This is a genomic window from Herbaspirillum robiniae (genome assembly GCF_002213415.1).
In the GTDB taxonomy this organism is placed as follows: domain Bacteria; phylum Pseudomonadota; class Gammaproteobacteria; order Burkholderiales; family Burkholderiaceae_D; genus Herbaspirillum; species Herbaspirillum robiniae.
Window position 1 is genome coordinate 154,290 of sequence record NZ_NJGU01000011.1, and the last position, 20,746, is coordinate 175,035.

General features: G+C 67.0%; 19 protein-coding genes. 8 read left to right on the plus strand and 11 right to left on the minus strand.

All coding sequences use genetic code 11. The features are described from left to right. The first annotated feature begins 69 nt into the window (after positions 1–69). The gene (locus CEJ42_RS19930) at positions 70–2,151 is read left to right on the plus strand and encodes a putative bifunctional diguanylate cyclase/phosphodiesterase (protein WP_088752277.1); all 2,082 of its coding nucleotides are present in this window, start codon (positions 70–72) and stop codon (positions 2,149–2,151) included. A gap of 267 nt (positions 2,152–2,418) precedes the next feature. Here CEJ42_RS19930 and CEJ42_RS19935 read toward each other — a convergent pair whose 3' ends face one another. Then, positions 2,419–3,045 (minus strand): trimeric intracellular cation channel family protein, encoded by a 627-nt coding sequence (locus CEJ42_RS19935; RefSeq protein WP_088752278.1) that lies wholly within the window; start codon positions 3,043–3,045, stop codon positions 2,419–2,421. A 263-nt stretch (positions 3,046–3,308) separates the two neighbouring features. Here CEJ42_RS19935 and CEJ42_RS19940 point away from each other — a divergent pair, with 263 nt between their 5' ends. After that, positions 3,309–4,739 carry a hypothetical protein gene (locus CEJ42_RS19940; RefSeq protein WP_088752279.1) on the plus strand — a complete coding sequence of 477 codons (1,431 nt, stop codon included), beginning with the start codon at positions 3,309–3,311 and terminating at the stop codon, positions 4,737–4,739. A 13-nt stretch (positions 4,740–4,752) separates the two neighbouring features. Here CEJ42_RS19940 and CEJ42_RS19945 read toward each other — a convergent pair whose 3' ends face one another. The 3 genes from CEJ42_RS19945 to CEJ42_RS19955 all read right to left on the minus strand — a co-directional run bounded on the left by CEJ42_RS19945 (position 4,753) and on the right by CEJ42_RS19955 (position 7,788). Continuing rightward, on the minus strand, positions 4,753–4,962 hold the full coding sequence (locus CEJ42_RS19945; RefSeq protein ID WP_079216928.1) for a protamine P1 domain containing protein: 210 nt from the start codon (positions 4,960–4,962) through the stop codon (positions 4,753–4,755). 168 nt (positions 4,963–5,130) lie between these two features. Next, positions 5,131–6,795 carry a methyl-accepting chemotaxis protein gene (locus CEJ42_RS19950; RefSeq protein ID WP_088752280.1) on the minus strand — a complete coding sequence of 555 codons (1,665 nt, stop codon included), beginning with the start codon at positions 6,793–6,795 and terminating at the stop codon, positions 5,131–5,133. Positions 6,796–7,194: 399 nt separating this feature from the next. Then, positions 7,195–7,788 carry an attG domain containing protein gene (locus CEJ42_RS19955; RefSeq protein WP_088752281.1) on the minus strand — a complete coding sequence of 198 codons (594 nt, stop codon included), beginning with the start codon at positions 7,786–7,788 and terminating at the stop codon, positions 7,195–7,197. 142 nt (positions 7,789–7,930) lie between these two features. On the opposite strand from CEJ42_RS19955, the gene CEJ42_RS19960 reads away from it, so the two are divergent. From CEJ42_RS19960 to CEJ42_RS19970, 3 genes are all read left to right on the plus strand, one after another. Continuing rightward, positions 7,931–8,410, plus strand: a complete 480-nt coding sequence (locus tag CEJ42_RS19960) for a nucleotide pyrophosphohydrolase (RefSeq protein WP_088752282.1) — start codon at positions 7,931–7,933, stop codon at positions 8,408–8,410. A gap of 59 nt (positions 8,411–8,469) precedes the next feature. Continuing rightward, complete coding sequence (locus CEJ42_RS19965; protein ID WP_079216924.1) at positions 8,470–10,038, plus strand: methyltransferase regulatory domain-containing protein; 1,569 nt, start codon at positions 8,470–8,472, stop codon at positions 10,036–10,038. A gap of 298 nt (positions 10,039–10,336) precedes the next feature. Continuing rightward, positions 10,337–12,010, plus strand: coding sequence for a sensor domain-containing diguanylate cyclase (locus tag CEJ42_RS19970; RefSeq protein ID WP_088752283.1), 1,674 nt, complete (start codon positions 10,337–10,339; stop codon positions 12,008–12,010). A 117-nt stretch (positions 12,011–12,127) separates the two neighbouring features. On the opposite strand, the gene CEJ42_RS19975 is transcribed toward CEJ42_RS19970, so the two are convergent. The 5 genes from CEJ42_RS19975 to CEJ42_RS19995 all read right to left on the minus strand — a co-directional run bounded on the left by CEJ42_RS19975 (position 12,128) and on the right by CEJ42_RS19995 (position 15,698). Next, positions 12,128–12,634, minus strand: a complete 507-nt coding sequence (locus CEJ42_RS19975; RefSeq protein ID WP_079216922.1) for a hypothetical protein — start codon at positions 12,632–12,634, stop codon at positions 12,128–12,130. A gap of 128 nt (positions 12,635–12,762) precedes the next feature. After that, on the minus strand, positions 12,763–13,176 hold the full coding sequence (locus tag CEJ42_RS19980; RefSeq protein ID WP_088752284.1) for a DUF2325 domain-containing protein: 414 nt from the start codon (positions 13,174–13,176) through the stop codon (positions 12,763–12,765). 104 nt (positions 13,177–13,280) lie between these two features. Further along, the gene (locus tag CEJ42_RS19985) at positions 13,281–13,982 is read right to left on the minus strand and encodes a helix-turn-helix transcriptional regulator (RefSeq protein ID WP_079216920.1); all 702 of its coding nucleotides are present in this window, start codon (positions 13,980–13,982) and stop codon (positions 13,281–13,283) included. A 184-nt stretch (positions 13,983–14,166) separates the two neighbouring features. Continuing rightward, positions 14,167–14,538, minus strand: coding sequence for a VOC family protein (locus CEJ42_RS19990; RefSeq protein WP_079216919.1), 372 nt, complete (start codon positions 14,536–14,538; stop codon positions 14,167–14,169). Between the two features lie 137 nt (positions 14,539–14,675). Beyond that, positions 14,676–15,698 (minus strand): bile acid:sodium symporter family protein, encoded by a 1,023-nt coding sequence (locus CEJ42_RS19995; protein WP_088752285.1) that lies wholly within the window; start codon positions 15,696–15,698, stop codon positions 14,676–14,678. Between the two features lie 136 nt (positions 15,699–15,834). Here CEJ42_RS19995 and CEJ42_RS20000 point away from each other — a divergent pair, with 136 nt between their 5' ends. Continuing rightward, entirely contained in the window at positions 15,835–16,683 is an 849-nt protein-coding gene (locus CEJ42_RS20000) for a LysR family transcriptional regulator (protein WP_079216917.1), read from the plus strand. Positions 16,684–16,705: 22 nt separating this feature from the next. Here the strand turns inward: CEJ42_RS20000 and CEJ42_RS20005 are convergent, their stop codons facing one another. Together CEJ42_RS20005 and CEJ42_RS20010 are read right to left on the minus strand one after the other, a co-directional pair. Next, positions 16,706–17,101, minus strand: coding sequence for a hypothetical protein (locus CEJ42_RS20005; RefSeq protein WP_088752286.1), 396 nt, complete (start codon positions 17,099–17,101; stop codon positions 16,706–16,708). A gap of 51 nt (positions 17,102–17,152) precedes the next feature. After that, positions 17,153–18,790: a DUF342 domain-containing protein gene (locus CEJ42_RS20010; RefSeq protein WP_088752287.1), complete on the minus strand. Its 1,638-nt coding sequence runs from the start codon at positions 18,788–18,790 to the stop codon at positions 17,153–17,155. Between the two features lie 325 nt (positions 18,791–19,115). On the opposite strand from CEJ42_RS20010, the gene CEJ42_RS20015 reads away from it, so the two are divergent. Together CEJ42_RS20015 and CEJ42_RS20020 are read left to right on the plus strand one after the other, a co-directional pair. Continuing rightward, positions 19,116–20,042 (plus strand): cation diffusion facilitator family transporter, encoded by a 927-nt coding sequence (locus tag CEJ42_RS20015; protein WP_088752288.1) that lies wholly within the window; start codon positions 19,116–19,118, stop codon positions 20,040–20,042. Positions 20,043–20,130: 88 nt separating this feature from the next. Then, positions 20,131–20,673, plus strand: a complete 543-nt coding sequence (locus CEJ42_RS20020) for a cytochrome b (protein WP_079216913.1) — start codon at positions 20,131–20,133, stop codon at positions 20,671–20,673. Positions 20,674–20,746 lie beyond the last annotated feature (73 nt).

The window sequence follows — 20,746 nt, forward strand, 5'->3', positions numbered from 1 at the left end:
CGCGGAGCACTCCGGCCGCGGCGCCACCGGCCCGATATTCCTTCGCATTTCTCCTGACGAGCTTTCGCCATGCCTCAAAGCAAGGTCCAAGACGACGCAGTGCTCCTGCACCAGGCCATGAACCTGCGTGCCCTGGTCGACCATGTCGGCGCCTATTTCTACGCCAAGGATCTCGAGGGCAAGTACCTCTTCGCCAACCAGGCCGTGTGCGACATCTTCGGCGCGCCGCTGGAAGACGTGATCGGCGCCACCGACCATCGCTTCGTCGACACCGGCAAGCACGCCGGCCTGCTGGTCAACGACCGCCGCGTGTTTGCAGAAGGCGTGGAGGTGCACGAGGAGGAGGAGATCAACCTGCTCTCCGGCGAATGCCGCGTGTTCTGGAGCATCAAGGTGCCGGTGCGCGACGGCGGCGGGCGCGTCATCGGCCTGTGCGGCATCTCCACCGACATCACCCAGCGCCGCCGTGCGGCCGATCACCTGATCGAGCGCAACGTGATGCTCAGCACCGTGCTCTCCAACATCGACGCCTCGGTCTACCTGAAGGATTCGGAAGGCCGTTTCCTCTATGTCAACCAGCGCGTGGCCGACCTCTACGGGCGGCCGCCGGAGGAGATACTCGGCCGCACCGACGCCGATCTGCTGGCGCCGGAAGTCGCCACGCGGCTGATGCAGATGGACCGCACCGTACTGGCCTCGAAGACGCGCCAGGCGCGCGAGGAAGTGGTGGTGGGGCCGGACAACGTGCCTCACCATTTCTGGTCGATCAAGTTGCCGCTGCAGTTTCCCGGACAGCCGACCTGCCTGATCGGTTTTTCCTCAGAGATCACCGAGCTGATGGAGCTGCGCCAGAGCCTGGCGCGCCAGCGCGTGACCGACCCGCTGACCGGGCTGGCCAACCGCGTGCAGTTCGAGGAAGAGCTCGACCTGGAGCTGCGCGTGGCCGAGCGCCACCAGATGCAGCTGGCGGTGGTGCTGCTGGATATCGACCAGTTCAAATACATCAACAACAGCCTGGGCCAGGACATCGGCGACCAATTGCTGCGCGCGGTGGCCGGGCGCCTGCGCGCCTACGGCGACGAACTGGGCGGGCTGGCGCGGCTGTCGGGTGACGAGTTCGTGCTGTTCGTGCCGCGCCTGGCCTCGGCCGAGGGCGTGGCGCACCTGATCGAGCGCATCCGCACCGGTCTGGCCGAACCCTTCGAGCTGCAGGGGCGCCCCTTGCACCTCACCGTCAGCGCCGGCATCAGCGTTTATCCGGACGATGCCCATAACTGCGCGGCGCTGCTGAACCACGCCGAGGCGGCCATGTATTACTCCAAGGAGCGCGGCCGCGACCAGGCCCGTTTCTATTCGCGCGCCATGGGCGAGGCGGTGGCGCTGCGCCTGGAGCTGGAGCGCGACCTGCGCGGCGCGCTGGCAGCCGGCGAGTTCGAGCTGCACTACCAGCCCAAGATCCGCAGCAGCGACGGCAAGGTGGCCGGTTTCGAGGCGCTGCTGCGCTGGAACCGCGGCGGCCGCGGCCTGGTCTCGCCGGCGCACTTCATCGCGCTGGCCGAGCAGCTGGGGCTGCTGGTGCAGATCGGCATGTGGGTGGTGGAAGAGGCCTGTCGCCAGATGGCCGCGTGGCGCGCGCAGGGATTGCCGCAGTTGCCGGTGGCGGTCAATCTTTCGCCCAGCCAGCTGGCCAGCCCGGCGCTGGTGGAGCAGGTGGCGCAGGCGATGGCGCGCCACGGCATTGCCGCCGACGGCCTGGAAATGGAAGTGACCGAATCGATGATGATGGAAGATCCCGAGCAGGCCATCGCCATCCTGCATACGCTGCGCCGCCAGGGCGTGAAGCTGTCGATCGACGACTTTGGCACCGGCTACTCGTCGATGGCTTACCTGAAGCGCCTGCCGGTCGACACGCTCAAGCTGGACCGGCAGTTCGTCACCTATGTCGCCAGCGATACGCGCGACGCCGACATCTGCGCCGGCATGATCGCGCTGGCGCACAAGCTGGGACTGTCGGTGGTGGCCGAGGGCGTGGAGACGGAGGAGCAGCGCGCGGCGCTGGCCGCGCGCGAGTGCGATCTGTTCCAGGGATATTTCTTCAGCAGGCCGCTGCCGGCGGACCAGGCCACCGCCTTCATCCGCGACAGGAGCTGAAGCCGGGCGGCGTCACTTCAGCGCGGTCCGCCGCGTCCGCCGTCGCCCCAGCCGCCGTGGCCTCCCCGGGGCCGCCCGGTCCCGGTCCGCAGAACCAGGGCGCGCACACGCAGCCGCCCAGGCTGGCCAGCAGCAGGGCCGTCGCCAGCGTCGTCATCAATCGTTTCATGGAAGCCTCCTTGACTCAAATTTCAATGAGGCTGCATTGGACACCGCAGGTTTGCTAAGCGCGGTCAGGCATTTGCAACAAAGGGTTTCCGCGCGGGCTCAGTCGAAGCCGCGCACCCGTTCCTTGTCCATGCGCGGCAGCTCCCAATGGAAGCGGATCGCCAGCAGGCGCACCGAGAATCCCAGCAGCAGGGAGCCCAGCGTGGCGATGCGCGGATCGATGGCCAGATGCAGCAGGCCGACGTAGGTCATGCCGGTCAGCAGCGAGACGCTGGCGTAGATCTCCCGCCGCAGCACCAGCGGGATCTCGTTGCACAGCACGTCGCGCAGCAAGCCGCCGAACACGCCCGTGACCATGCCCAGGATCACCACGATGGCCGGATGGAAGGTGGAAAAGCTGCGCGCGATATCGCAGCCGATCACCGTGAAGGCCACCAGTCCCAGCGCGTCCACCACCAGGAAGGCCGACTTGAAGTGATGCAGCGCGCGCGCCGCCACCGCGGCCACGATGGCCGCGCAGATGGTGAAGGCCAGGTACTCGGGATGCGCCACCCAGCCCAGCGGGTAATGGCCGATCAGCACATCGCGCACCGTCCCCCCGCCCAGCGCCGCCACCGTGCCGATCAGGCAGATGCCGAAGATGTCCATATCCTTGCGGATGCCCATGAGCGCGCCCGAGACGGCTTCGGCGCTGATGGCGAGCAGGTAGATGTAGTGCAGCAGCATGGACGGTCTCCGGCGAAGATATGGATGGCGGGTGGAACTCCGCTGGCATTGTAACGGCAAGCCCGGACGGATCTCCTCCGATACGCCGGCGCGGCGTGGGCGCCCGCCTTGAAGATTCGCTTGCCGCCCCTCTTTACATCTGCAAAAATCGCCGCGGGGAGTTCTGCCGGAGGGCAGGACATGGGGCGGGGGACGGCCGGGTATGGCCTGTTCCGGCGCGGGCGCGACCCGTGCAATGCCAAACCTGAACACATAAAACAAAAATGAATATCGCCGTCACCGTGAAGCACTTCGCTATCGCGGCCTGCCTGCTGATGCTGGCGGCCTGCACCCATGCACCGCGCAACAAGGCCGAGATCGCCAACGGCGATCCGTCCATGGCCACGATCTATGTCTACCGGGCCCCGTCGGAACTGGCGCGCAACCGTGCCTTCTATTCCACGTTGGACGGAAAGCCCATGACGCCGCTGGCCGCCGGCAGCTATGTCGCACTGAGCGTGCCGCCGGGCCGGCACCAGATCGTGGTCAGCCCGGGCCCCTTTGGCTACAACCGTGGAGCGGTAGTGCAGGCGCAAGCCGGAGGCAGTTATTTTTACCGGTTCGAGACGTCCCTGTCCGACGACCGCAGCTATTTCGCCGAAACCGCGCTGGCCAGGAGGGACGAGGCCGCCGGTCGTGCCGAGGTGCAGCAGCTGGTGCGGGCCCTGGCCAATTTCAACGACCGCCGGCTGACATATCCCCGTACCCGGTACGCGGCGGTCTCGGATGTCACGGCCGTGCCCGCCATCAACCAGCGCGGCCGGGACGGTTACCAGAACTGGCTGCGGCAGCGGTTGCCGCGCGCCTTCGTGGTGGCCAGCAATGGCGGCTGGTATGCGACATGGGGCATGGGCGTGACCGATATTCCGGGGGTGTCGGACCCGGCCACGCGCGGCATGCAGCGTTGCGCTGCCCGCGCCGATGTGGTTTGCCAGGTATATGCCATCAACAGCAGCGTCGTGTGGAACCCCTTGCCCGTGTCGCTGGTGCAGGGGGAGCGCGAGCGCAAGGCGGCCGAGGCGGTGAGCGCCGTGCTGGGGGAGGATGAGGGTTCGCTGCAGCAGCCGCAGATCCGCATGATCTCGCCGATTTTCAGCCAGCTGCTGATGCTGAGCCTGCCGTCCGGGTTCAAGCCGTCGGCCTTTGAGCAGGCGACGGCGTCCAACTACATCCGCGAGGCGGTGCCGGTCGGGCAGACCGTCCAGCGCTGGACCGAGATGATCACCGTCACTGGCGTGCGCAATCTCGCCCGGAACCGGGAAGTCTCGCCCGAAGCGTTCGGCGGCAGGATCGCCGATGGCTTTCGCTCCAACTGCCCGGCCTCATATGCGTTCAAGACCTTGTCGAGCGGCGCGGTAAACGGCAGGGACGAGCATGTGTTCGTGGTCAGTTGCGGCACGCGCCAGACCGCCTATGGCGCGGTCAGCGAATCCACCCTGATCCAGGTGATCCGCGGGCGCGCCGACTACTACACGGTGCAATGGTCCGAACGCGGCGCCGCATCGGCAACGCCTCTGCCGATCGACATGGTTCACTGGCTGGAGCGCTACAACACGCTGGCCCCGGTGAAGCTGTGCGAGCGCGTGGCAGGAGAAAAGCCGCCTTATCCGATCTGCATCAACGGCCCGGGCCAAGGCGGCGGTACTGCGATCTGAGGCGAACCTCGGCTCAGGCCGAGGTATCGATAATGCTGCCGATCTTCTTGAAGCCCGACGACACGCTGTCGGCCACCGTGTGCGCGGCCGAGGAGACGGCGTCCACGGTGGTATCGTAGGCGCTTTCGATATCGTCGCCGACTTCCTGCGCGACGTTCTTGATCGGTTGCACGATGGTGTTGTAGAAGCTGCTGTTGCCGGAAGAAACGGATGACACGCTCATGATGGACTCCCTTGTTCTGATGAATGGCGGTGGCCTTCGCCATGCCGCGGGGCGTGGACGAAGGCGTGAGTTCATCATAGCAAGCAAGGTGTCAGCGGGCAGGCCCCTACGCGCAACAAACGGGTAAAGATGTGCAATTCAATGTAAAGGCCTCGGGCGCCGCCGCGCTCATTGCGCCGTCAGTTCCAGCTCCAGCACCGAGCCGCCGGCAGCGCCGCGCGGCGTGCGCGATGCCGCTCGGCTTGCCGCCTTGCCGGCGCCGCCGTCGATCTTGAATACCGAGACCGCCTGGCTGAGTCGCCCGGCCTGGTCGCGCAGGTTCTCCGCGGCGGCGGCGGCCTGCTCCACCAGCGCGGCGTTCTGCTGCGTGGTCTCGTCGATGTTGTTGATCGCCTGGTTCAACTGCTCGATGCCGCCGCTCTGTTCGCGGCTGGCCATGGTGATCTCGCCCATGGTCACCGCCATGCCGCGCACCGCGCCGCCGATTTCCTCCATGGCCTGCGCAGTCTCGCGCACCAGCTGGTTGCCGCTTTCCACCTTGGCGCTGGAGTCGTCGATGAGCGTCTTGATGTCCTTGGCCGCCGCCGCCGAGCGCTGCGCCAGCGTGCGCACTTCGGCCGCCACCACGGCGAAGCCGCGTCCCTGTTCGCCGGCGCGCGCCGCTTCCACCGCCGCGTTGAGCGCCAGGATATTGGTCTGGAACGAGATGCCGTCGATCAGGCCGATGATGTCCACGATCTTGCTGGACGCATTGTTGATCTCGGCCATCGTGTCGCCCATGCGATGCACCGAGGCGCTGCCGCGCTGCGCGATGTCGGAGGCGGTCTGCGCCTGGCGGTCGGCATTGGCGGCGGAGTCGGCGTTCTGGCGCACGGTGGCGGCGAACTGCTCGACGCTGGAAGCGGTTTCCTCCAGGCTCGACGCCTGCGATTCGGTACGGCCCGAGAGGTCGAGGTTGCCGTTGGCGATCTCCTGCGTGGAGACCGCCATCGACTCCACGTTGCGCCGCACGTCGCCGATGATGGAGCGCAGGTTGACGTTGAGCTGCCGCAGCGCCTGCAGCAGCAGTCCCATGTCGCCGCGGTGGCCGGTGGCCACTTCCAGGTCGAGGTCGCCGCCGGCCAGGCCGTGCACGGCGGCAATCGCTTCCTTGAGCGGGCTGACGATGCTGGCGTGAAGCATGGCCCAGGATCCCAGCAGCAGCGCCGCGCCGACGACAGTGCCGCCCCATACCGCATACGGCTTGCCGCCGGCGGCCTGCACCGCCTCGCCGGCGACGGCGCCGCCGATAACGAACATCAGCGTGAGCAGCCCCATCACCAGGCCCAGCCGGCGTGCGATCGGCAGGTCGCGCAGGCCCTGCAGCCAGCCGACGAACCCCGCGCGCACGGCCGCGCCGCGCCGGATGCGCAGGCCGGCCGCCTGGCCCACGCTGAAGCGGCGATACACGCCGTCGACCGCCTGCACCTGTTCGCGCGAGGGCCGCGTGCGCACCGACATGTAGCCCACGGCGCGGCCGTTCTCGCGCACCGGCGTGACGTTGGCCTGTACCCAGTAGAAGTCGCCGTTCTTGCAGCGATTCTTGACCAGTCCGTTCCACGGCAGGCCGGCCTTGAGCGTGGCCCACATGTCGGCGAAGGCTTCGCGCGGCATGTCCGGATGGCGCACGATGTTTTGCGGCGCGCCCAGCAGCTCGTCTTCGCTGAAGCCGCTGATCTCGATGAAGTAGGGATTGACGTAGGTGATGTTGCCCTGGAGGTCGGTCTTGGAGACGATCGACTTGCCGTCGTCGAGCAGACGTTCGTTGGTGGTGACCGGCAGATTCTTGCGCATGCGTTTCCCCTTGCCTGAGTGTGCGGATGCGCCGCCTTGCGGGATCCGCACGATTCGTTGTGGACGCTGCGGCCTCGGTGTTCCCCCCCGGCGATGCCGCAGCCCTGCAAAAATCAAACTCTTGCTGTTGCGTGCTGCAAATGCTTACGTCGGTGAAGCAAAGGATGGGTAATGCCCGTTGGTAATTTTTTGCCCGGATGGGCTTAGTTATCTGGCGCGGCAAGAAGGCATTGTTGGCAGGTTTCCTCCGTTTTTCAAGTTGAACCGGCTCCAGGACGGCGTTGCAGTATGAAATTAAACGATACTGCGCAGGACGTGAATATCAATTGCCAGTGTGATTGCCAATTACGTTGCCGGACGCAAATTTTCCGTCGGCGGCAAGTTCGCAAGCTCTTCGGGCTACTGCTTGGGCTGGACCTGGAACAGCAGTCCCTGCGACACCACCTCGACCGACAGCAGCTGGTCGGAGACCACCTCGGTCATGCGCTGGCCGGGATTGTTCAGGGCGATGCCGGTCAGGCGGGTGATCAGCGGCAGCAGTTTTTCCTGGGAGCCCTCGATGAAGCTGCGCGCGGCGCTGTCGGCGCAGATCAGGAACTCGTCGCGCGCGGCCTGCGAGCGATCGGTCAGCAGCACGCCCACGGCGCGCAGTTCGCCCTTCTGGTTAAGCGTGCCGAGCAGGGAGGTCTGCGAGGGGCCGACCTTGGTTTCCAGCACGTACTCATACTGGCCGGGGTGCAGGCGCGAGGGATCGAGCTTGTACAGATTGGCCATGTGCGCCGGTTCGTCGACCTGCATGCCGGCCAGCGCGTCGGGCAGCTTCTCGTTGAAGCGCCGCGCGAACTCCTTGGGCGTCACGCCCAGCGTGGTTTCGGCGGCGGCGTGTTCGGCCAGCTGCCGGTCGACGCTGCGGTCGCAGCCGGCCAGCAGGGTGAGCAGGGCCAGCGCTGCGTACAACAGCAGGCGGGATGGGGAGCGGGAAAGTGTGGGCATGGCAGTCCGGAAAGGTCGCGGGTTTCGCTACATTGTGCATCAATGCGCGCTGCGGCGGCCTGTCCCAGATCAAGGAAGCGGCCCGCCGCCGCATCCGGTTGGTGATAAAGTGAGCGCTTCGCAACAGTCCGTCCGCTCCGCCATGACCGTCCCGCAGCAACGCGCCTCCGACCTGACCGAGTTGCGCGACATCATCCGCCAGTTCTCCAGCGAGCGCGACTGGCTGCGCTTTCACACTCCCAAGAACCTTGCCATGGCGCTGTCGGTCGAGACCGCCGAACTGCTGGAGCATTACCAGTGGCTGCCCACCGGCGCCGACCATGAACTGGACGACGCCGCCCGCGAAGGCGTGCGCCACGAGATGGCCGACGTGCTGGTCTACCTGATCCAGCTGGCCGACCACACCGGCGTGGACCTGCGCGCGGCGGTGCTGGAGAAGATGGAGCTGAACCGCCGCAAGTATCCGGTCGATCTCGCGCGCGGCAACGCGCTGAAATACACGGCGCTGGGCGCCGGCGCGACGGACCGGGATGCCGCGCAGGGCGATGGCGACGACCGCAGCAGTGGGCGTACCGACGACAGCACCGACGACAGCAACAACCACAGCAGACAGAACAGGTAGCGGCGGCCCCATCCGCCCCGCCATAAAAACGCCAACGCCATCCCGCCGGGAGCACTGCCTTGAACAACTGGAACGACGGATACGTCTTCGACATCGCCTACACCTACGGTTACTACCCCGGCCTGAACCCGGCGCGGCTGCCGCTGGCCTTCGCCTTCCACGGGCTGCAGGCGCCGGCGGTGCATACCGCGTGCGAGCTGGGTTTCGGCCAGGGCTTGTCGACCAACTTCCACGCCGCGGCGTCCGGCACGCGCTGGTGGGGCAACGACTTCAATCCCATGCAGGCCGGTTTCGCGCAGGAGTTGGCGGCGGCCAGCGGCAGCGGCGCCCAGCTGGAGGACTCCAGCTTCTCGCGCTTCTGCCGGCGCGACGACCTGCCCGACTTCGATTTCATCGCGCTGCACGGCGTCTGGAGCTGGGTCTCGCAAGAGAACCGCGACATCATCTTCGACTTCATCGACCGCAAGCTCAAACCGGGCGGCGTGCTCTACATCAGCTACAACACCCAGCCCGGCTGGTCGGCCTTCATGCCGCTGCGCGACCTGCTGGTGCAGCACACCCAGCAGGCCGGCAACGAAGAGCGCGGGCTGCCTACCGAGGCCCGCATCGACGCCGCGCTGGAGTTCGCCGCGCGCATGTTCGAGGCCGACCCGGTCTACGCCCAGGCCAACCCCTTCATGCGCGACCGCCTGAAGATCCTGCAGCAGCAGGGCCGCGGCTATCTCGCGCACGAGTACTTCAACCGCGACTGGCACGCCGAGTCCTTCGCCGACATGCATCGCCGGCTCTCGCCGGCCGGGCTGAACTTCGCCTGCCCGGCCAACTATGCCGACCATCTCGACATGGCCAACCTGACGCCGGCGCAGCGGCAGTTCACGCACGGCGTGACCGACCCGGTGATGCAGCAGAGCGTGCGCGACTTCATGGTCAACCAGCAGTTCCGGCGTGACTACTGGGTACGCGGCGGCCAGCCGCTGGACGATCGCCAGCGCGTGCAGTCGCTGGCGCTGCAAAGCATCGTGCTGCTGACCGAGCCGGACAAGGTGCCGCTGACCATCCAGAACGTGGCCTCCGAGATCACCCTGAACCGCCTGATCTACGAACCCATCCTGCAGGCCCTGTCGGACTACCGGCCGCACACGCTGGTCGACCTGGCGGCCTCGCTGGCGCATCGCAACCTCAACCTGTCGCAGGTGCTCGACTCGGCCGTCATGCTGATCGGCACCGGCCATGCGGCGCCGCTGCCGGCCGAAGCCGACCAGGCGGCGCGGGCCCAGGCGGCCAGCCGCAGCCAGCTGCTCAACCGCCACTTGCTGCGCAAGGCCGGCGAGTCGGCGCAGCCCGCCGACGACGGCGGCGTGGGCCACCTGTGCAGCCCGGTCACCGGCGGCGGCGTGCGGGTGGACCGCATCGAGCAGCTGTTCCTGCTGGCGCGCCAGGAGTGCGGCGACGAAGCCGAGGCCTGGCCGGCCGTGGTCTGGCGGCATATTTCGGCGCAGGGCAAGAAGCTGGTGCGCGACGGCGTGCGGCTGGAGGGGGAGCAGGAGAACCTGGCCGAACTGGCGACCCAGGCCCAGCTCTTCGCGCGTACCCGGCTGCCGTTGCTGCGCGCATTGCAGGTCGCATGAGGCGTGGATAAAACGTCACATCGGCGCGCGCCATTGCGCCTGCCGTTTGCGCGCACCTGCGCGAGCCTGTAGCATTTCGCGTGGCCGGCGCATGCCGGACCCATGTCGGCCGACGCAGGGAGGGGGCGCGGTACGATGCACATCGCGGACGCCGTTGCGGGTCCGCCGGGCCCAAAGCCCGGAACAATCCCCGATTACCGCCGTATCTCGCGCCATCGCAAGGCCGCCGCCCGGCGTAGCCTGCTCGCTGGTTGCCACCATCAAGGAAACTTTCCGCAGGGAAAGCAAGCTGCTGCTTATGCCACGTTTAAATCTGGAACTCAAAACCCGTCTCGCCCTGGCCGTCGTGGCCGCCGTGGTGATCACCGCCATCGTGGTCACGGCCATTTCGCTGTTCGTGATCCGGCGCGACATGCGCGACGAGCTCGGCGAGCAGCAGTTCACCGCCCTGAAGCTCACCGCCGCCGCGCTCGATGCCGGCTTCGAAGACCGCCGCATCGCATTGCGCCTGCTGGGCGAGGGCATCCCCGACGCCGCGCGCCACAATCCGGCGCTGATGCAGCGTTATCTGGAGCAGCACCTCTCGCTCAACGCCCAGTTCTTCAACGTCTCCGTGGCCGAGGCCGGCGGCGCGGTGATCGCCAACTACGCCGACCCCAGCCAGGTCGGCCGCTTCAGCATGGCCGGGCGCGACTACCTGAACGACACCCTCAAGGGCAAGAAGGGCGTGATCTCCAAGCCGCTGCAAAGCCGCATGTCCAACCGCTCGGTGGTGCTGATGACCGAGCCGCTGCTCAACACGCGCGGCGAAGTCGAGCTGGTGCTGGTGGCCAGCATCGACCTGAAGGAACACAACTTCCTCGGCCAGTTCACCGACGTCAAGCTGGGCAAGAGCGGCTTCATCTTCATCATCACCGGCGACGGCGTGATCGTCGAACACCCGGACAAGGAACGCATCCTCAAGCACATGGACGACGCCGGCGGCCAGAGCCCCGCCAACAACCAGGCGCTCAAGGGCTTCGAGGGCAGCATGGAAAGCCCGGACCGCGCCGGCGAGAACGCGCTCTATTCGTACAAGCGCATGGCCAGCACCAACTGGATCATCGGCGCCCACTACCTGACCCGCGACGCCTACGCGCCCATCGCCGAGATGCAGGAGCGCGCCATCATCGCCGCCGCGGTGCTGACGCTCCTGGCCGGCCTGTTGTCGTGGTGGTTCGTCAACCGCCTGTTCCAGCCGCTGGCGCGCCTGCACGCGCATATCCAGCGTATCCGCCAGGACAAGAGCCTGGACCAGCTGCCCGGCGAAATGCGTCACGACGAGCTGGGCGACCTGCACGGCGCCTTCAATGCCCTGATGCAGGAGCGCAAGAGCATCGAGGCCGAGCTGGACGAGGCGCGCGTGAACCTGGAAGAAATGAACAAGACCCTGGCGCGCCTGGCGCTGGAAGACGCGCTGACCGGCCTGGCCAACCGCCGCCAGTTCGAGCGCGGGCTGCAGGAGGAATTCAACCGCGCCGCGCGCACCAACCTGTCGCTGGCGGTGATCATGATCGACGTCGACTACTTCAAGCAGTACAACGACCTGTACGGCCACATGGCCGGCGACAAGGTGCTGCGCCGGCTGGGCAGCGCCATCCGCGACACCAACCTGCGTCCTGAAGACCTGCTGGCGCGCTACGGCGGCGAAGAGATCGCGGTGCTGCTGCCGGGCGCCAAGCTGGAAGGCGCGGTGATGGTGGCCGAACGCATCCGCAAGTCGATCGCCGCGCTCGATATCGAGCACAGCGCCAGCGCCTCCGGCCACCTGACCATCAGCCTGGGCGTGTCGGCGGTGGCGCCGGAGCGCCAGGTGCACAGCCCGGAGGACGTGCTGCGCGAAGCCGACGAGGCGCTGTACCTGGCCAAGGCGGCCGGGCGCGACTGCATCCGCACGATCGAGGACCTGAAGAAATCCAAGGGCCAGGCCTGAGACGTTTCAGTCCTTCGCCCATGAAAAACGCCGCAGCGAGATGATTCGCTGCGGCGTTTCTTTTTTTGCTGACGCCGTCGTCGGGACGCGGCCGCGCCGCGACCCCGTCCGGACAGATCAGGGCTGCTGCGGTGACGGCACCAGGAACTTTGACTTGGCGCAGTACATCTTGGCGTCGGTGTTGTTGTAGACGATCTTGCTGCCGGCCTGCGACTGCCGCATCGGGTAGGCCGAGTTGTCTTCGGCCGTGAAGCGGATGCCCAGCGCGGCGCTGATGGCGTCGGTCAGCTTGACCGGGGTGGTCTTGAAGTAGGCGCCGATGAAATCGGCCTGGCTACTGCTGTCGTTGACCAGGAAATCGGTGGCCTGCATGCCCCACAGGTTCAGGTTGGTCGCCTTGAACCAGTAGGCGCCGCCCTCGGTCTTGTAGGGCGGCCCGAAGGCCTCGGTGAAATAGTCGTAGAAATACTTGCTGTTGAGCTGGTTCAGGCACAGCAAGGCATTGCCGACTTCGATGCCGAAGCTCGGTTGCGGGGCCGCCGCATGCGCGGCCGGCGCCACGACGGCCGAACAGGCCAGCGCGAGCGCCGGAAGGCTTGTGGCCAGGCGACGTACGATGTTCAAACAGACTCCCGGGATGATGCCGTATGGCTGGTGTTGTCATTTCGGCAGCCTGTGGCTGCCGTTGGGAGTCGATTGTAGGGGGCTTTGCCGATTTTTTCCAATCGGCATGCATCCGGGCGCCGGAGAAGTCAGCGTCCGCGCCGCAGGAGGCTGTCGCCGCGCGCCGAAAGTCCCGCCGCCTGCGAACCGGTTTGCGCCAGGCTGCCCAGTCCGTCCAGGAAGGAGGCGATGCCGGTGCCCTTGACCAGCACGCAGGGTTTGCCCAGTTTCTTGCAGGTGCTTTTGACCAGGTGATAGGCGTTGTGGCTGATGTTGCCGGAGGCGCAGATCACGATGTCGGCCGCGGCCAGCATCGGCGCCAGCCGGTGCAGGTTGTCCTCGCGCCCGCCGTCGTGGTGGATGAAGCGGCCCGAACGCGTCTCGATCTCGGCGCGGTAGTGGTTGCGCGCGCCGGTCAGTCCGCCCACGCACAGCACACAGCGGTCGCCCAGGGAAAGCGGGGCGGCGTCCTTGTCATTCGGTCGGCTCGGGTCTTTGCGCATGGTCTTGGGCGGGAGTCAGTGACGGCTCAAGCCTAAACCCGCCGCAGGCGGCTGCGAACGAATGAATCCGCATCTGCATATGCGCTTTTTCTTGCGCGGGCGCCTTATTGCGCCGGCGGCGCTTGCTTCGCGCCGCGCTGCATGGCGCGCACGAAGTCGGCCAGGCGACGGCCGTTGCGGTCGGGGTAATAGCCTTGCTCGCTCATCTGCTGCACGCGGTCCAGCCGGAACGAGCGGAAGTCGTCGCGCGCCTCGCACCAGGCGGCCAGTATCCAGGTGCCGCCGAAGAAGGCCAGCGCCAGCGGCCACACCACGCGCTGGGTGGCGCGCTGCTGGGCGTCGGAGTAATGCAGCAGGAGCTTGTGGCGGCTGCTGATGGACTGGCGGATCGCCTCCAGGCGCTCGCCCTGCACGGCGTCCATCTGCATGCTGGGGGCGAACAGCGGCGTGGCTTCGACGAAGTCGCGCTTGTCCTTGGGCAGCGCCAGCACCACCTTGGCCAGCGCCGAGGCCGCCGAGGCCGAGAGCTGCGGGCCGCCCCAGGCCTGCACCATGCGCATGCCGATCACCAGCGCGTCGATTTCGTCGGCGTTGAACATCAGCGGAGGCAGGTCGTAACCGGGCTTGATGCGATAGCCGACGCCGGCTTCGCCGTCCACCGGCACGCCTGACAGCGAGAGGTCGCGGATGTCGCGGTACACCGTGCGCTCCGACACCGCCAGCCACTCGGCCAGCTGGCGCGCGGTGGTGAGCCTGCGCCCGCGCAGGTATTGGGTGATCTGGAACAGTCGGTCGGCTCGGCGCATGTGGCGGCGGGAAAGGATAGGTGCGCGCCATTCTGGCACGCATGAAAGGGCCGCGCCACAAGCTTCGATGCTGCTCTGCAATGGACGGCGGCGGCCGCCGGAACGCCCTGTGTAGTTGGGGTTTCCATGCTGCCGCCGTCGCCGTTCATGGGTCGCTTATTGACCGTGCATTGCGCGATCGGGCTCAGTTCATCGCGTGCAGCGCGACACGGTTGCCCTCGGTATCGATGAACTGGCAGATGTAGCCCAGGTCCTTGGGCAGCTGCGTCTTGGGCAGCGCCACCTTGCCGCCGGCCGGCACGATGCGGTCGATTACGGCCTGGATGTCCGGGCCGGCGTCCAGGTAGACCAGCGTGCCCTGCGGCGAGGGCTCGATCCAGTCGCCGCCGGTCAGGCAGCCCACGGACTGGCCGTCGTCGCGGGTGAAGATGGCCATCGGCGATTCTTCTTCCAGGGCCTCCAGGCGCAGCCTGGTGGCGAACACCGCTTCATAGAAGCGGGCGGCGCGGGTGAGGTCCTTGGTGGCGATTTCGAACCAGTTGACGGAGGTTTGCATGATGTCTTCCTTTCGTTGTGGGTGTTGTGAGACGGGTTCCTATGCCGGTTGGCATGGAACGCATCATGCAGGCAGGCTCCTGACAACGTGGTGTCAGGAGCCTGCGAACGAAAGAAAGATAAATGAGGGGAGCCGGGTCAGCGGCCGGCCACCGCCGGCGCGCGCGCGCCTTCCGCCTGCCCGGCCTGGTCGGCCTGGTCGGCGCGCTCCTGTTGCTCGGCATAGCGGCGCGCCAGCACCGCGCACAGCATCAGCTGCATCTGGTGGAACAGCATGATGGGCAGCAGCACCACCGCCGCGCCGCTGCCGGCGAACAGCACCGAGGCGATGGGGATGCCCGAGGCCAGCGACTTCTTGGAGCCGCAGAACACCAGCACGATCTCGTCGCCGCGCGGCATCTTCAGCGCTCGCGCGCCATAGGTCGTCACCAGCAGCACCGCGCCCAGCAGCACCGCGTTGACCAGCACCAGCAGCGCCAGCTGGGTCGGCGGGAACAGGTGCCAGATGCCTTGCGCCACGGCGGCGCTGAAGGCGGCGTAGACCGACAGCAGGATGCCGCCGCGGTCGACCACGTTGACGATCACCTTGTGCTTGTTGATCCAGGCGCCGATCCAAGGGCGCAGCAGGTTGCCCAGCACGAAGGGCAGCAGCAGCTGCAGCAGGATGCTGAGCACTTGCGACAGGCCGCTGCCTTCATGATGACGGTGCAACAGCAGCGTCACCAGCAGCGGCGTCACCAGGATGCCCAGCAGGTTGGAGGCGGTGGCGCCGCAGATTGCCGCCGGCACGTTGCCGCGCGCAATCGAGGTGAAACCGATCGAGGATTGCACCGTGGACGACAGGCAGCACACGAACAGCACGCCCATCCACAGTTGCGGCGTCAGCAGGTCGGGCACGGCCGCCTTCAGCGCCAGGCCCAGCAGCGGGAACAGGATGAAGGTCGAAGCCAGCGTCAGCAGGTGCAGCCTGGGCTGCTTCAGGCCCGACAGCGCGGCCTCGCGCGAGAGCTTGGCGCCGTGCAGGAAGAACAGCAGCGAGATCGCCACGTTGCTGGCGACGTGCATGAACTCCTCGAAACGGCCGGTGGCCGGGAGCAGGGTGGCCAGCAGGACGGTGGCGATCAGCAGCTGGGTGAAGCGGTCGGGCAGGAAACGTTTCATGATGGATGGACACAGATAGAGGATTTTGTCCTCATGATAGGAAAAGAGCGGGCTATCGGGAACCCCTTTGATCGCATTGACTGTGATCGGAAAATTCGATGACAATGCCCGGATACCCGCAAAAAACGGCCGCCCCATGCTCAATCCCGTCTGGCTCCATACCTTCACCACCGCCGCCGCCTCCGCCAGTTTCACCGAGGCCGGGCGCCAGCTCGGGCTGACCCAGTCCAGCGTGAGCGACCACATCCGGCGCCTGGAAGAAAGCCTGGGGCGCCGCCTGTTCGTGCGCGATACCCATTCGCTGGCGCTGACCGCCGACGGCGAGGGCCTGCTGGTGCACGCGCGCCTGATCCTGGAGGCGCATGCGCGCGCCGAGGCCCAGTTCAGCGGCGCGCGGCTGCGCGGCCGGGTGCGCTTCGGCACCTCCGACGACCTCGCCATGGGGCCGCTGCCCGACATGCTGGCGGCCTTTCGCAGCCAGCATCCCGAGGTCGAACTGGAAATCACCATCGGCCTGACCAGCGAGCTCTATACCGCGCTCGACCAGGGCAAGCTGGACCTGCTGGTGGGCAAGCGGCGCGTGGGCGAGTCGCGCGGACACAGCATGTTTTCCACCGCGATGCAGTGGCTGGCGCGGCCCGAAACCCATGTCGACCTGGCGCAGCCGCTGCCGCTGATCCTGCTGCCCGAGCCCAGCATCACGCGCGCGGCGACGCTGCAGACGCTGGGCAAGTCCGGCCATCACTGGCGCATCGTCTGCACCAGCGGCAGTCATGCCGGCTGCATGGCGGCGGCGCGCGGAGGACTCGGGCTGGCGTCGCTGCCGGCGCACCTGGCTTCACGCGACCTGGTGCCGCCGCTCAACGTCGCGGCGCTGCCGGCGTTGCCGGACATCGAATACGTGGCGCTGACCGCGCGCCGCCTGTCCAGGCCGGCCGACACGTTGTACCAGATCCTGATGTCCAGCCGCCTCTCGCGCGGCTGAAGGCGTCGCTACGGGAGCGGAGTCAGGCCGGATCGGTCACCAGCGCCGGATCCCGCAGCGAGCGGATGCGGCGGTCGACGAAGTAGCCGCCGGCCTCCATGTAGCGCAGGTAATGGCGCGAGCACAGCGTGCAGCGCGCCACGTTGCAGCGGTTGTAGGGGTAGTAGCGGGGCGCGATCGGCGCGTCGGCCGATTCGTAGCGGGTGCCGTCGGGATGGTGCTCAGCGAAGGTGGGTTCGTCGTAGGGATCGCGCACCAGCGTGGCGACATCGGCCAGCTGGGACTCCTGCAGCGACAGCGGCAGGCTGATCCAGCCGGCGCTCTCGGCGCTGCGGCAACTGCAGGCGACGCTGATCGCCGCGCTTTGCCGGGCCAGTGCGCGCAGGTCGTCGGCGTCGGCCAGGGGAAGGTCTTGCATCGGAGGCTTTCTGAAGGCAGGGGCGCGGGCGGCCCCGTTCAAGCCGCCATTTTACTTCTTCGGGTTGTAGCGGATGTCGCCCTCGAACAGCTGCGCCGTGCCGCCGCCCAGGTCGGACTGCACCGGCCAGGCCTGGTGGCCGATGCGCAGCTCGGTGCCTTCGTAGACGGCCTTGGCGACGATGATGCGGGCATCTTCCGCCGCCACGATGCCTTCTTTCATCTGCCCGACTTCTTCCAGCAGCACCTTCACTTCATAGGCCAGCGCCTTGCGCTTGTCGCTGGTCTCGAACAGGATCTCCGGCGTGGCCTTCTCCGGGTTGAGCTTGTAGTAGTTCTGTTGCTTGATGGTGCGGTCCAGCTCGGCCACCTTGCGCGCGTATTCCTGCTCCTTGATGGCGATCTTTTCTTCCAGGTAGGGATCCAGGCCGACCTGCACGCGGGTGAAGGTGCTGGTGGAGGCGCCGATGACGTTGGCGCGGATGGAGTTGGTCGCCTCCACGCGCCCGCCGATGATGTGGCCGGTGCGCGGGTTGCCCTTGCCGACCACGATCTCGTCGCCGGCCAGCAGTTCACAGTGGCGGGCGTTGCCCAGCACCAGGATGCTCTCGGCGGCTTCGATGTGCGCGCTCTCGGCGAACATCACCTGCACCGACTTCTGCGCGCTGATGCGCGAGGCGATGGCGGTGGTGCCGGCGCCGGCGCTGACGCCTTCGCTGTGGCCGATCACGCCGCCCTTGACCGTCACGCTGCCGCCGGCCACGATCTCGGCCGCTTCCACCGTGCCGCTGACGACCACGTCGCCGCCCACGTGCAGCTTCATGCCCGTCATCACGTCGCCGGAGACGCGCACCGTGCCTTCAAAGGTGAGGTTGCCGGTGGACAGGTCGACGTTCTCGACGTCGATCACCGGGTTGACCTTCACGCCGTTCTTGATCACCGTGGGCTGGCCCGGCACGATCGCCACCAGCAGGTCGGGATCTTCCTCGCTGGGTTCGGCGCCGATGGAGTCCTTGGCGAAGGCGACGTCGGCTATCGGGCGCGCCGGCACCTTGCCGCCGCGGATGTCGATGCCGTCCTTGCCGGGCACCGGCGGGATGCGGCGCATCAGCGGGTCGCCCGCCGACACCAGCAGCAGGTGGCCCATGTCGGCGTAGGAGACCACGGCGTCCTCGTCGATATCGGCGAGTTCTTCTTCCTTCTCTTCCAGCAGGCTTTCGAAGCGGGCCGGTTCGGCCGGCGTGGGCATCAGGCCCTGCGCCACCACCAGCTTGTTGCACTGGCCGGCCGAGAGCGCGCCGCGCAGCTGTTCGTGCAGGATGCCGTAGGTCACGCCGGCGGCGCGGATGGCGTTGATCACTTCCACGCTCTTGGCGCGGCCGCCGAAGGGCGGCACCAGGGTCAGCGAGGCGGTCATCAGGTCGTCGGCCACCTCCAGCGTGAATTCGCCGTCGCGGCGCTCGGCGATCACCTGGGTCACGGTCTCTTTGGCGTCTTCGGCCTTGCGCACGAAACCGTTGAGGACGGAGTCCTGGAAGAACAGCTTGGTCAGCCCGTTGTCGGTCATCGCCTGCTTCAGGAACGCCAGCGTCAGCGGCGGAAACCCCGGCGTCGGGGTGAACGTTGCGGAGAGTTCGCCGCTGGCCCTGTCGAACGCGAATGACAGCGGTTGCGGAGTTGCTTGGTCCATGCTGGTCCTCGGATGAATTTCTGCTTTTTGGTCTGCCCGGCTCATCTTGAGCGCCGTCGACGCGGCGCCGCGTCACCCGGTGCCGGCGAAGCGGCAAATGGCTGACGGGCATGCCGCTTCAAGTGTGGCGCGCCCGTGACGGAACCTGCTGAAGAAGCATCGAGTGTACGCAAGCCGGCGCACACTGGCGTAACAATCACAATCGGCCGTCTTGCCCCTCGCAAGGCGGCTGACATTGTATTCTGGCAAGATGATCCTGCAATTTGATCCATAGCACAAGTTTTGCGGGCATTTAGAGGCAAATTGAAGGCATATAGTTGACGATATGATAAGCACTCAAAAAGAAGACCCGTCCGGCGCCGATGCCCGCTATCACGCCGGCCGCACCAGCACCCTGGTGAGCATCGCCGTCAACATCGGCCTGACCGCGCTGCAGGTCGGGGCCGGCATCTTCTCCGGTTCGCAGGCGCTGGTGGCCGACGGCGTGCATTCGCTGTCGGACCTGGTGTCGGATTTCGTGGTGCTGTTCGCCGCCCGCCACAGCCGCAAGAAGGCCGACGCCGATCACCAGTACGGCCACCAGCGCTACGAGAACGCCGCTTCGCTGGCCCTGGGCGGCCTGCTGCTGGCGGTGGGCATCGGCATGCTGATCTCGGCCGCGCAAAAGATCCAGGCCTACGGCCATACGCCGCCGGTGCACCAGGCGGCGCTGTGGGTGGCGCTGGCCGCGCTGCTGGCCAAGGAGCTGCTGTTTCGTTACATGCTGCGCGTGGCCGAACGGGTGCGCTCCAGCATGCTGGTGGCCAACGCCTGGCATGCGCGCTCGGACGCCGCCTCTTCGCTGGTGGTGGCGCTGGGCATCGGCGGCAGCCTGGCCGGCTTCACGCTGCTCGACCCGGTGGCCGCCGCGGTGGTGGGCCTGCTGGTAGTGCGCATGGGCTGGCGCTTCTTCTGGAGCGCGTTGAACGACCTGATGGACCGCGCGGTGTCGGAGGAGGAGTCGCAGGCGATCCGCCGCACCCTGCTGGACACGCCCGGCGTGCAGGGCCTGCACGACCTGCGCACGCGCCGTATGGGCGACATGACGCAGGTCGACGTGCACCTGGAGATCGACGGCGCGCTCACCGTGACCCAGGGCCATGCGATCGCGGCCGCGGCGCGCCAGCGCGTGCTCGATGCCCACAACGTGCTGGACGTGATGACCCACGTCGACCCGGTGACCGTGGCCGGCGCGCTGGACGTCGCCGCGTGAACTTTTGAGGCCGTGCGCGGCTCGCATGCCTGACCCCGGCGTCACTGCCGTACCTCGTAGCCTTCAGCCATCCGCCCAAGGAGCCCGCATGCAAACAAGTCTCTCGCCGCACCGCTACAACGCCGCCGCCCGCTGGCTGCACTGGATCATCGCCCTCCTGATCGTGGCGGCCTACACGCTGATCCTCTCGCGCGGCGAATTCGCGCGCGGCTCGCCCGAGCGCACGCTGGTGGTCCAGTCGCACTACTGGGCCGGCATCGCGGTGCTGCTGCTGGCCATCCCGCGCGTGTTCAACCGCCGCGCGCACGGCGCGCCGGCCATCACGCCGCCGCTCTCTTCGGTCATGCAAAAGCTGGCGTGGATCACGCACCTGCTGCTCTACCTGTTCCTGTTCGCCCAGCCGCTGCTGGGCATGCTCACCGTCTGGCTGGGGCGCGGCGCGATCCCGGTGCCGCTGACCGAGCTGCAGGTCGCCTCGCCCTTCGCGCTCGACAAGGAGCTGTCGCGCAGCATCAAGGAAGTGCACGAGACCCTGGGCGAGCTCTTCTATTACGTGATCGGCCTGCATGTGCTGGCGGCGCTGTTCCACCACTTCCTGCGGCGCGACGACACCTTGCGGCGCATGCTGTAGCGGGCAGGGGAGACTGGTCGTATCGGAACGGCCCGTTCCAACATGTAAAGATTTTTGTAAAGACGCCGTTAGT

Coding starts and splice junctions, on each gene's coding strand:
- CEJ42_RS19945 (WP_079216928.1), bottom strand. CDS start 4,962: ATGAGCGTGTCATCCGTTTCTTCCGGCAACAGCAGCTTCTACAACACC.
- CEJ42_RS19985 (WP_079216920.1), bottom strand. CDS start 13,982: ATGCGCCGAGCCGACCGACTGTTCCAGATCACCCAATACCTGCGCGGG.
- CEJ42_RS19960 (WP_088752282.1), top strand. CDS start 7,931: ATGACCGTCCCGCAGCAACGCGCCTCCGACCTGACCGAGTTGCGCGAC.
- CEJ42_RS19950 (WP_088752280.1), bottom strand. CDS start 6,795: ATGCGCAAGAATCTGCCGGTCACCACCAACGAACGTCTGCTCGACGAC.
- CEJ42_RS19935 (WP_088752278.1), bottom strand. CDS start 3,045: ATGCTGCTGCACTACATCTACCTGCTCGCCATCAGCGCCGAAGCCGTC.
- CEJ42_RS19980 (WP_088752284.1), bottom strand. CDS start 13,176: ATGCGCAAAGACCCGAGCCGACCGAATGACAAGGACGCCGCCCCGCTT.
- CEJ42_RS20015 (WP_088752288.1), top strand. CDS start 19,116: ATGATAAGCACTCAAAAAGAAGACCCGTCCGGCGCCGATGCCCGCTAT.
- CEJ42_RS19930 (WP_088752277.1), top strand. CDS start 70: ATGCCTCAAAGCAAGGTCCAAGACGACGCAGTGCTCCTGCACCAGGCC.
- CEJ42_RS19940 (WP_088752279.1), top strand. CDS start 3,309: ATGAATATCGCCGTCACCGTGAAGCACTTCGCTATCGCGGCCTGCCTG.
- CEJ42_RS19970 (WP_088752283.1), top strand. CDS start 10,337: ATGCCACGTTTAAATCTGGAACTCAAAACCCGTCTCGCCCTGGCCGTC.
- CEJ42_RS19995 (WP_088752285.1), bottom strand. CDS start 15,698: ATGAAACGTTTCCTGCCCGACCGCTTCACCCAGCTGCTGATCGCCACC.
- CEJ42_RS19990 (WP_079216919.1), bottom strand. CDS start 14,538: ATGCAAACCTCCGTCAACTGGTTCGAAATCGCCACCAAGGACCTCACC.
- CEJ42_RS19955 (WP_088752281.1), bottom strand. CDS start 7,788: ATGCCCACACTTTCCCGCTCCCCATCCCGCCTGCTGTTGTACGCAGCG.
- CEJ42_RS20020 (WP_079216913.1), top strand. CDS start 20,131: ATGCAAACAAGTCTCTCGCCGCACCGCTACAACGCCGCCGCCCGCTGG.
- CEJ42_RS20005 (WP_088752286.1), bottom strand. CDS start 17,101: ATGCAAGACCTTCCCCTGGCCGACGCCGACGACCTGCGCGCACTGGCC.
- CEJ42_RS20010 (WP_088752287.1), bottom strand. CDS start 18,790: ATGGACCAAGCAACTCCGCAACCGCTGTCATTCGCGTTCGACAGGGCC.
- CEJ42_RS20000 (WP_079216917.1), top strand. CDS start 15,835: ATGCTCAATCCCGTCTGGCTCCATACCTTCACCACCGCCGCCGCCTCC.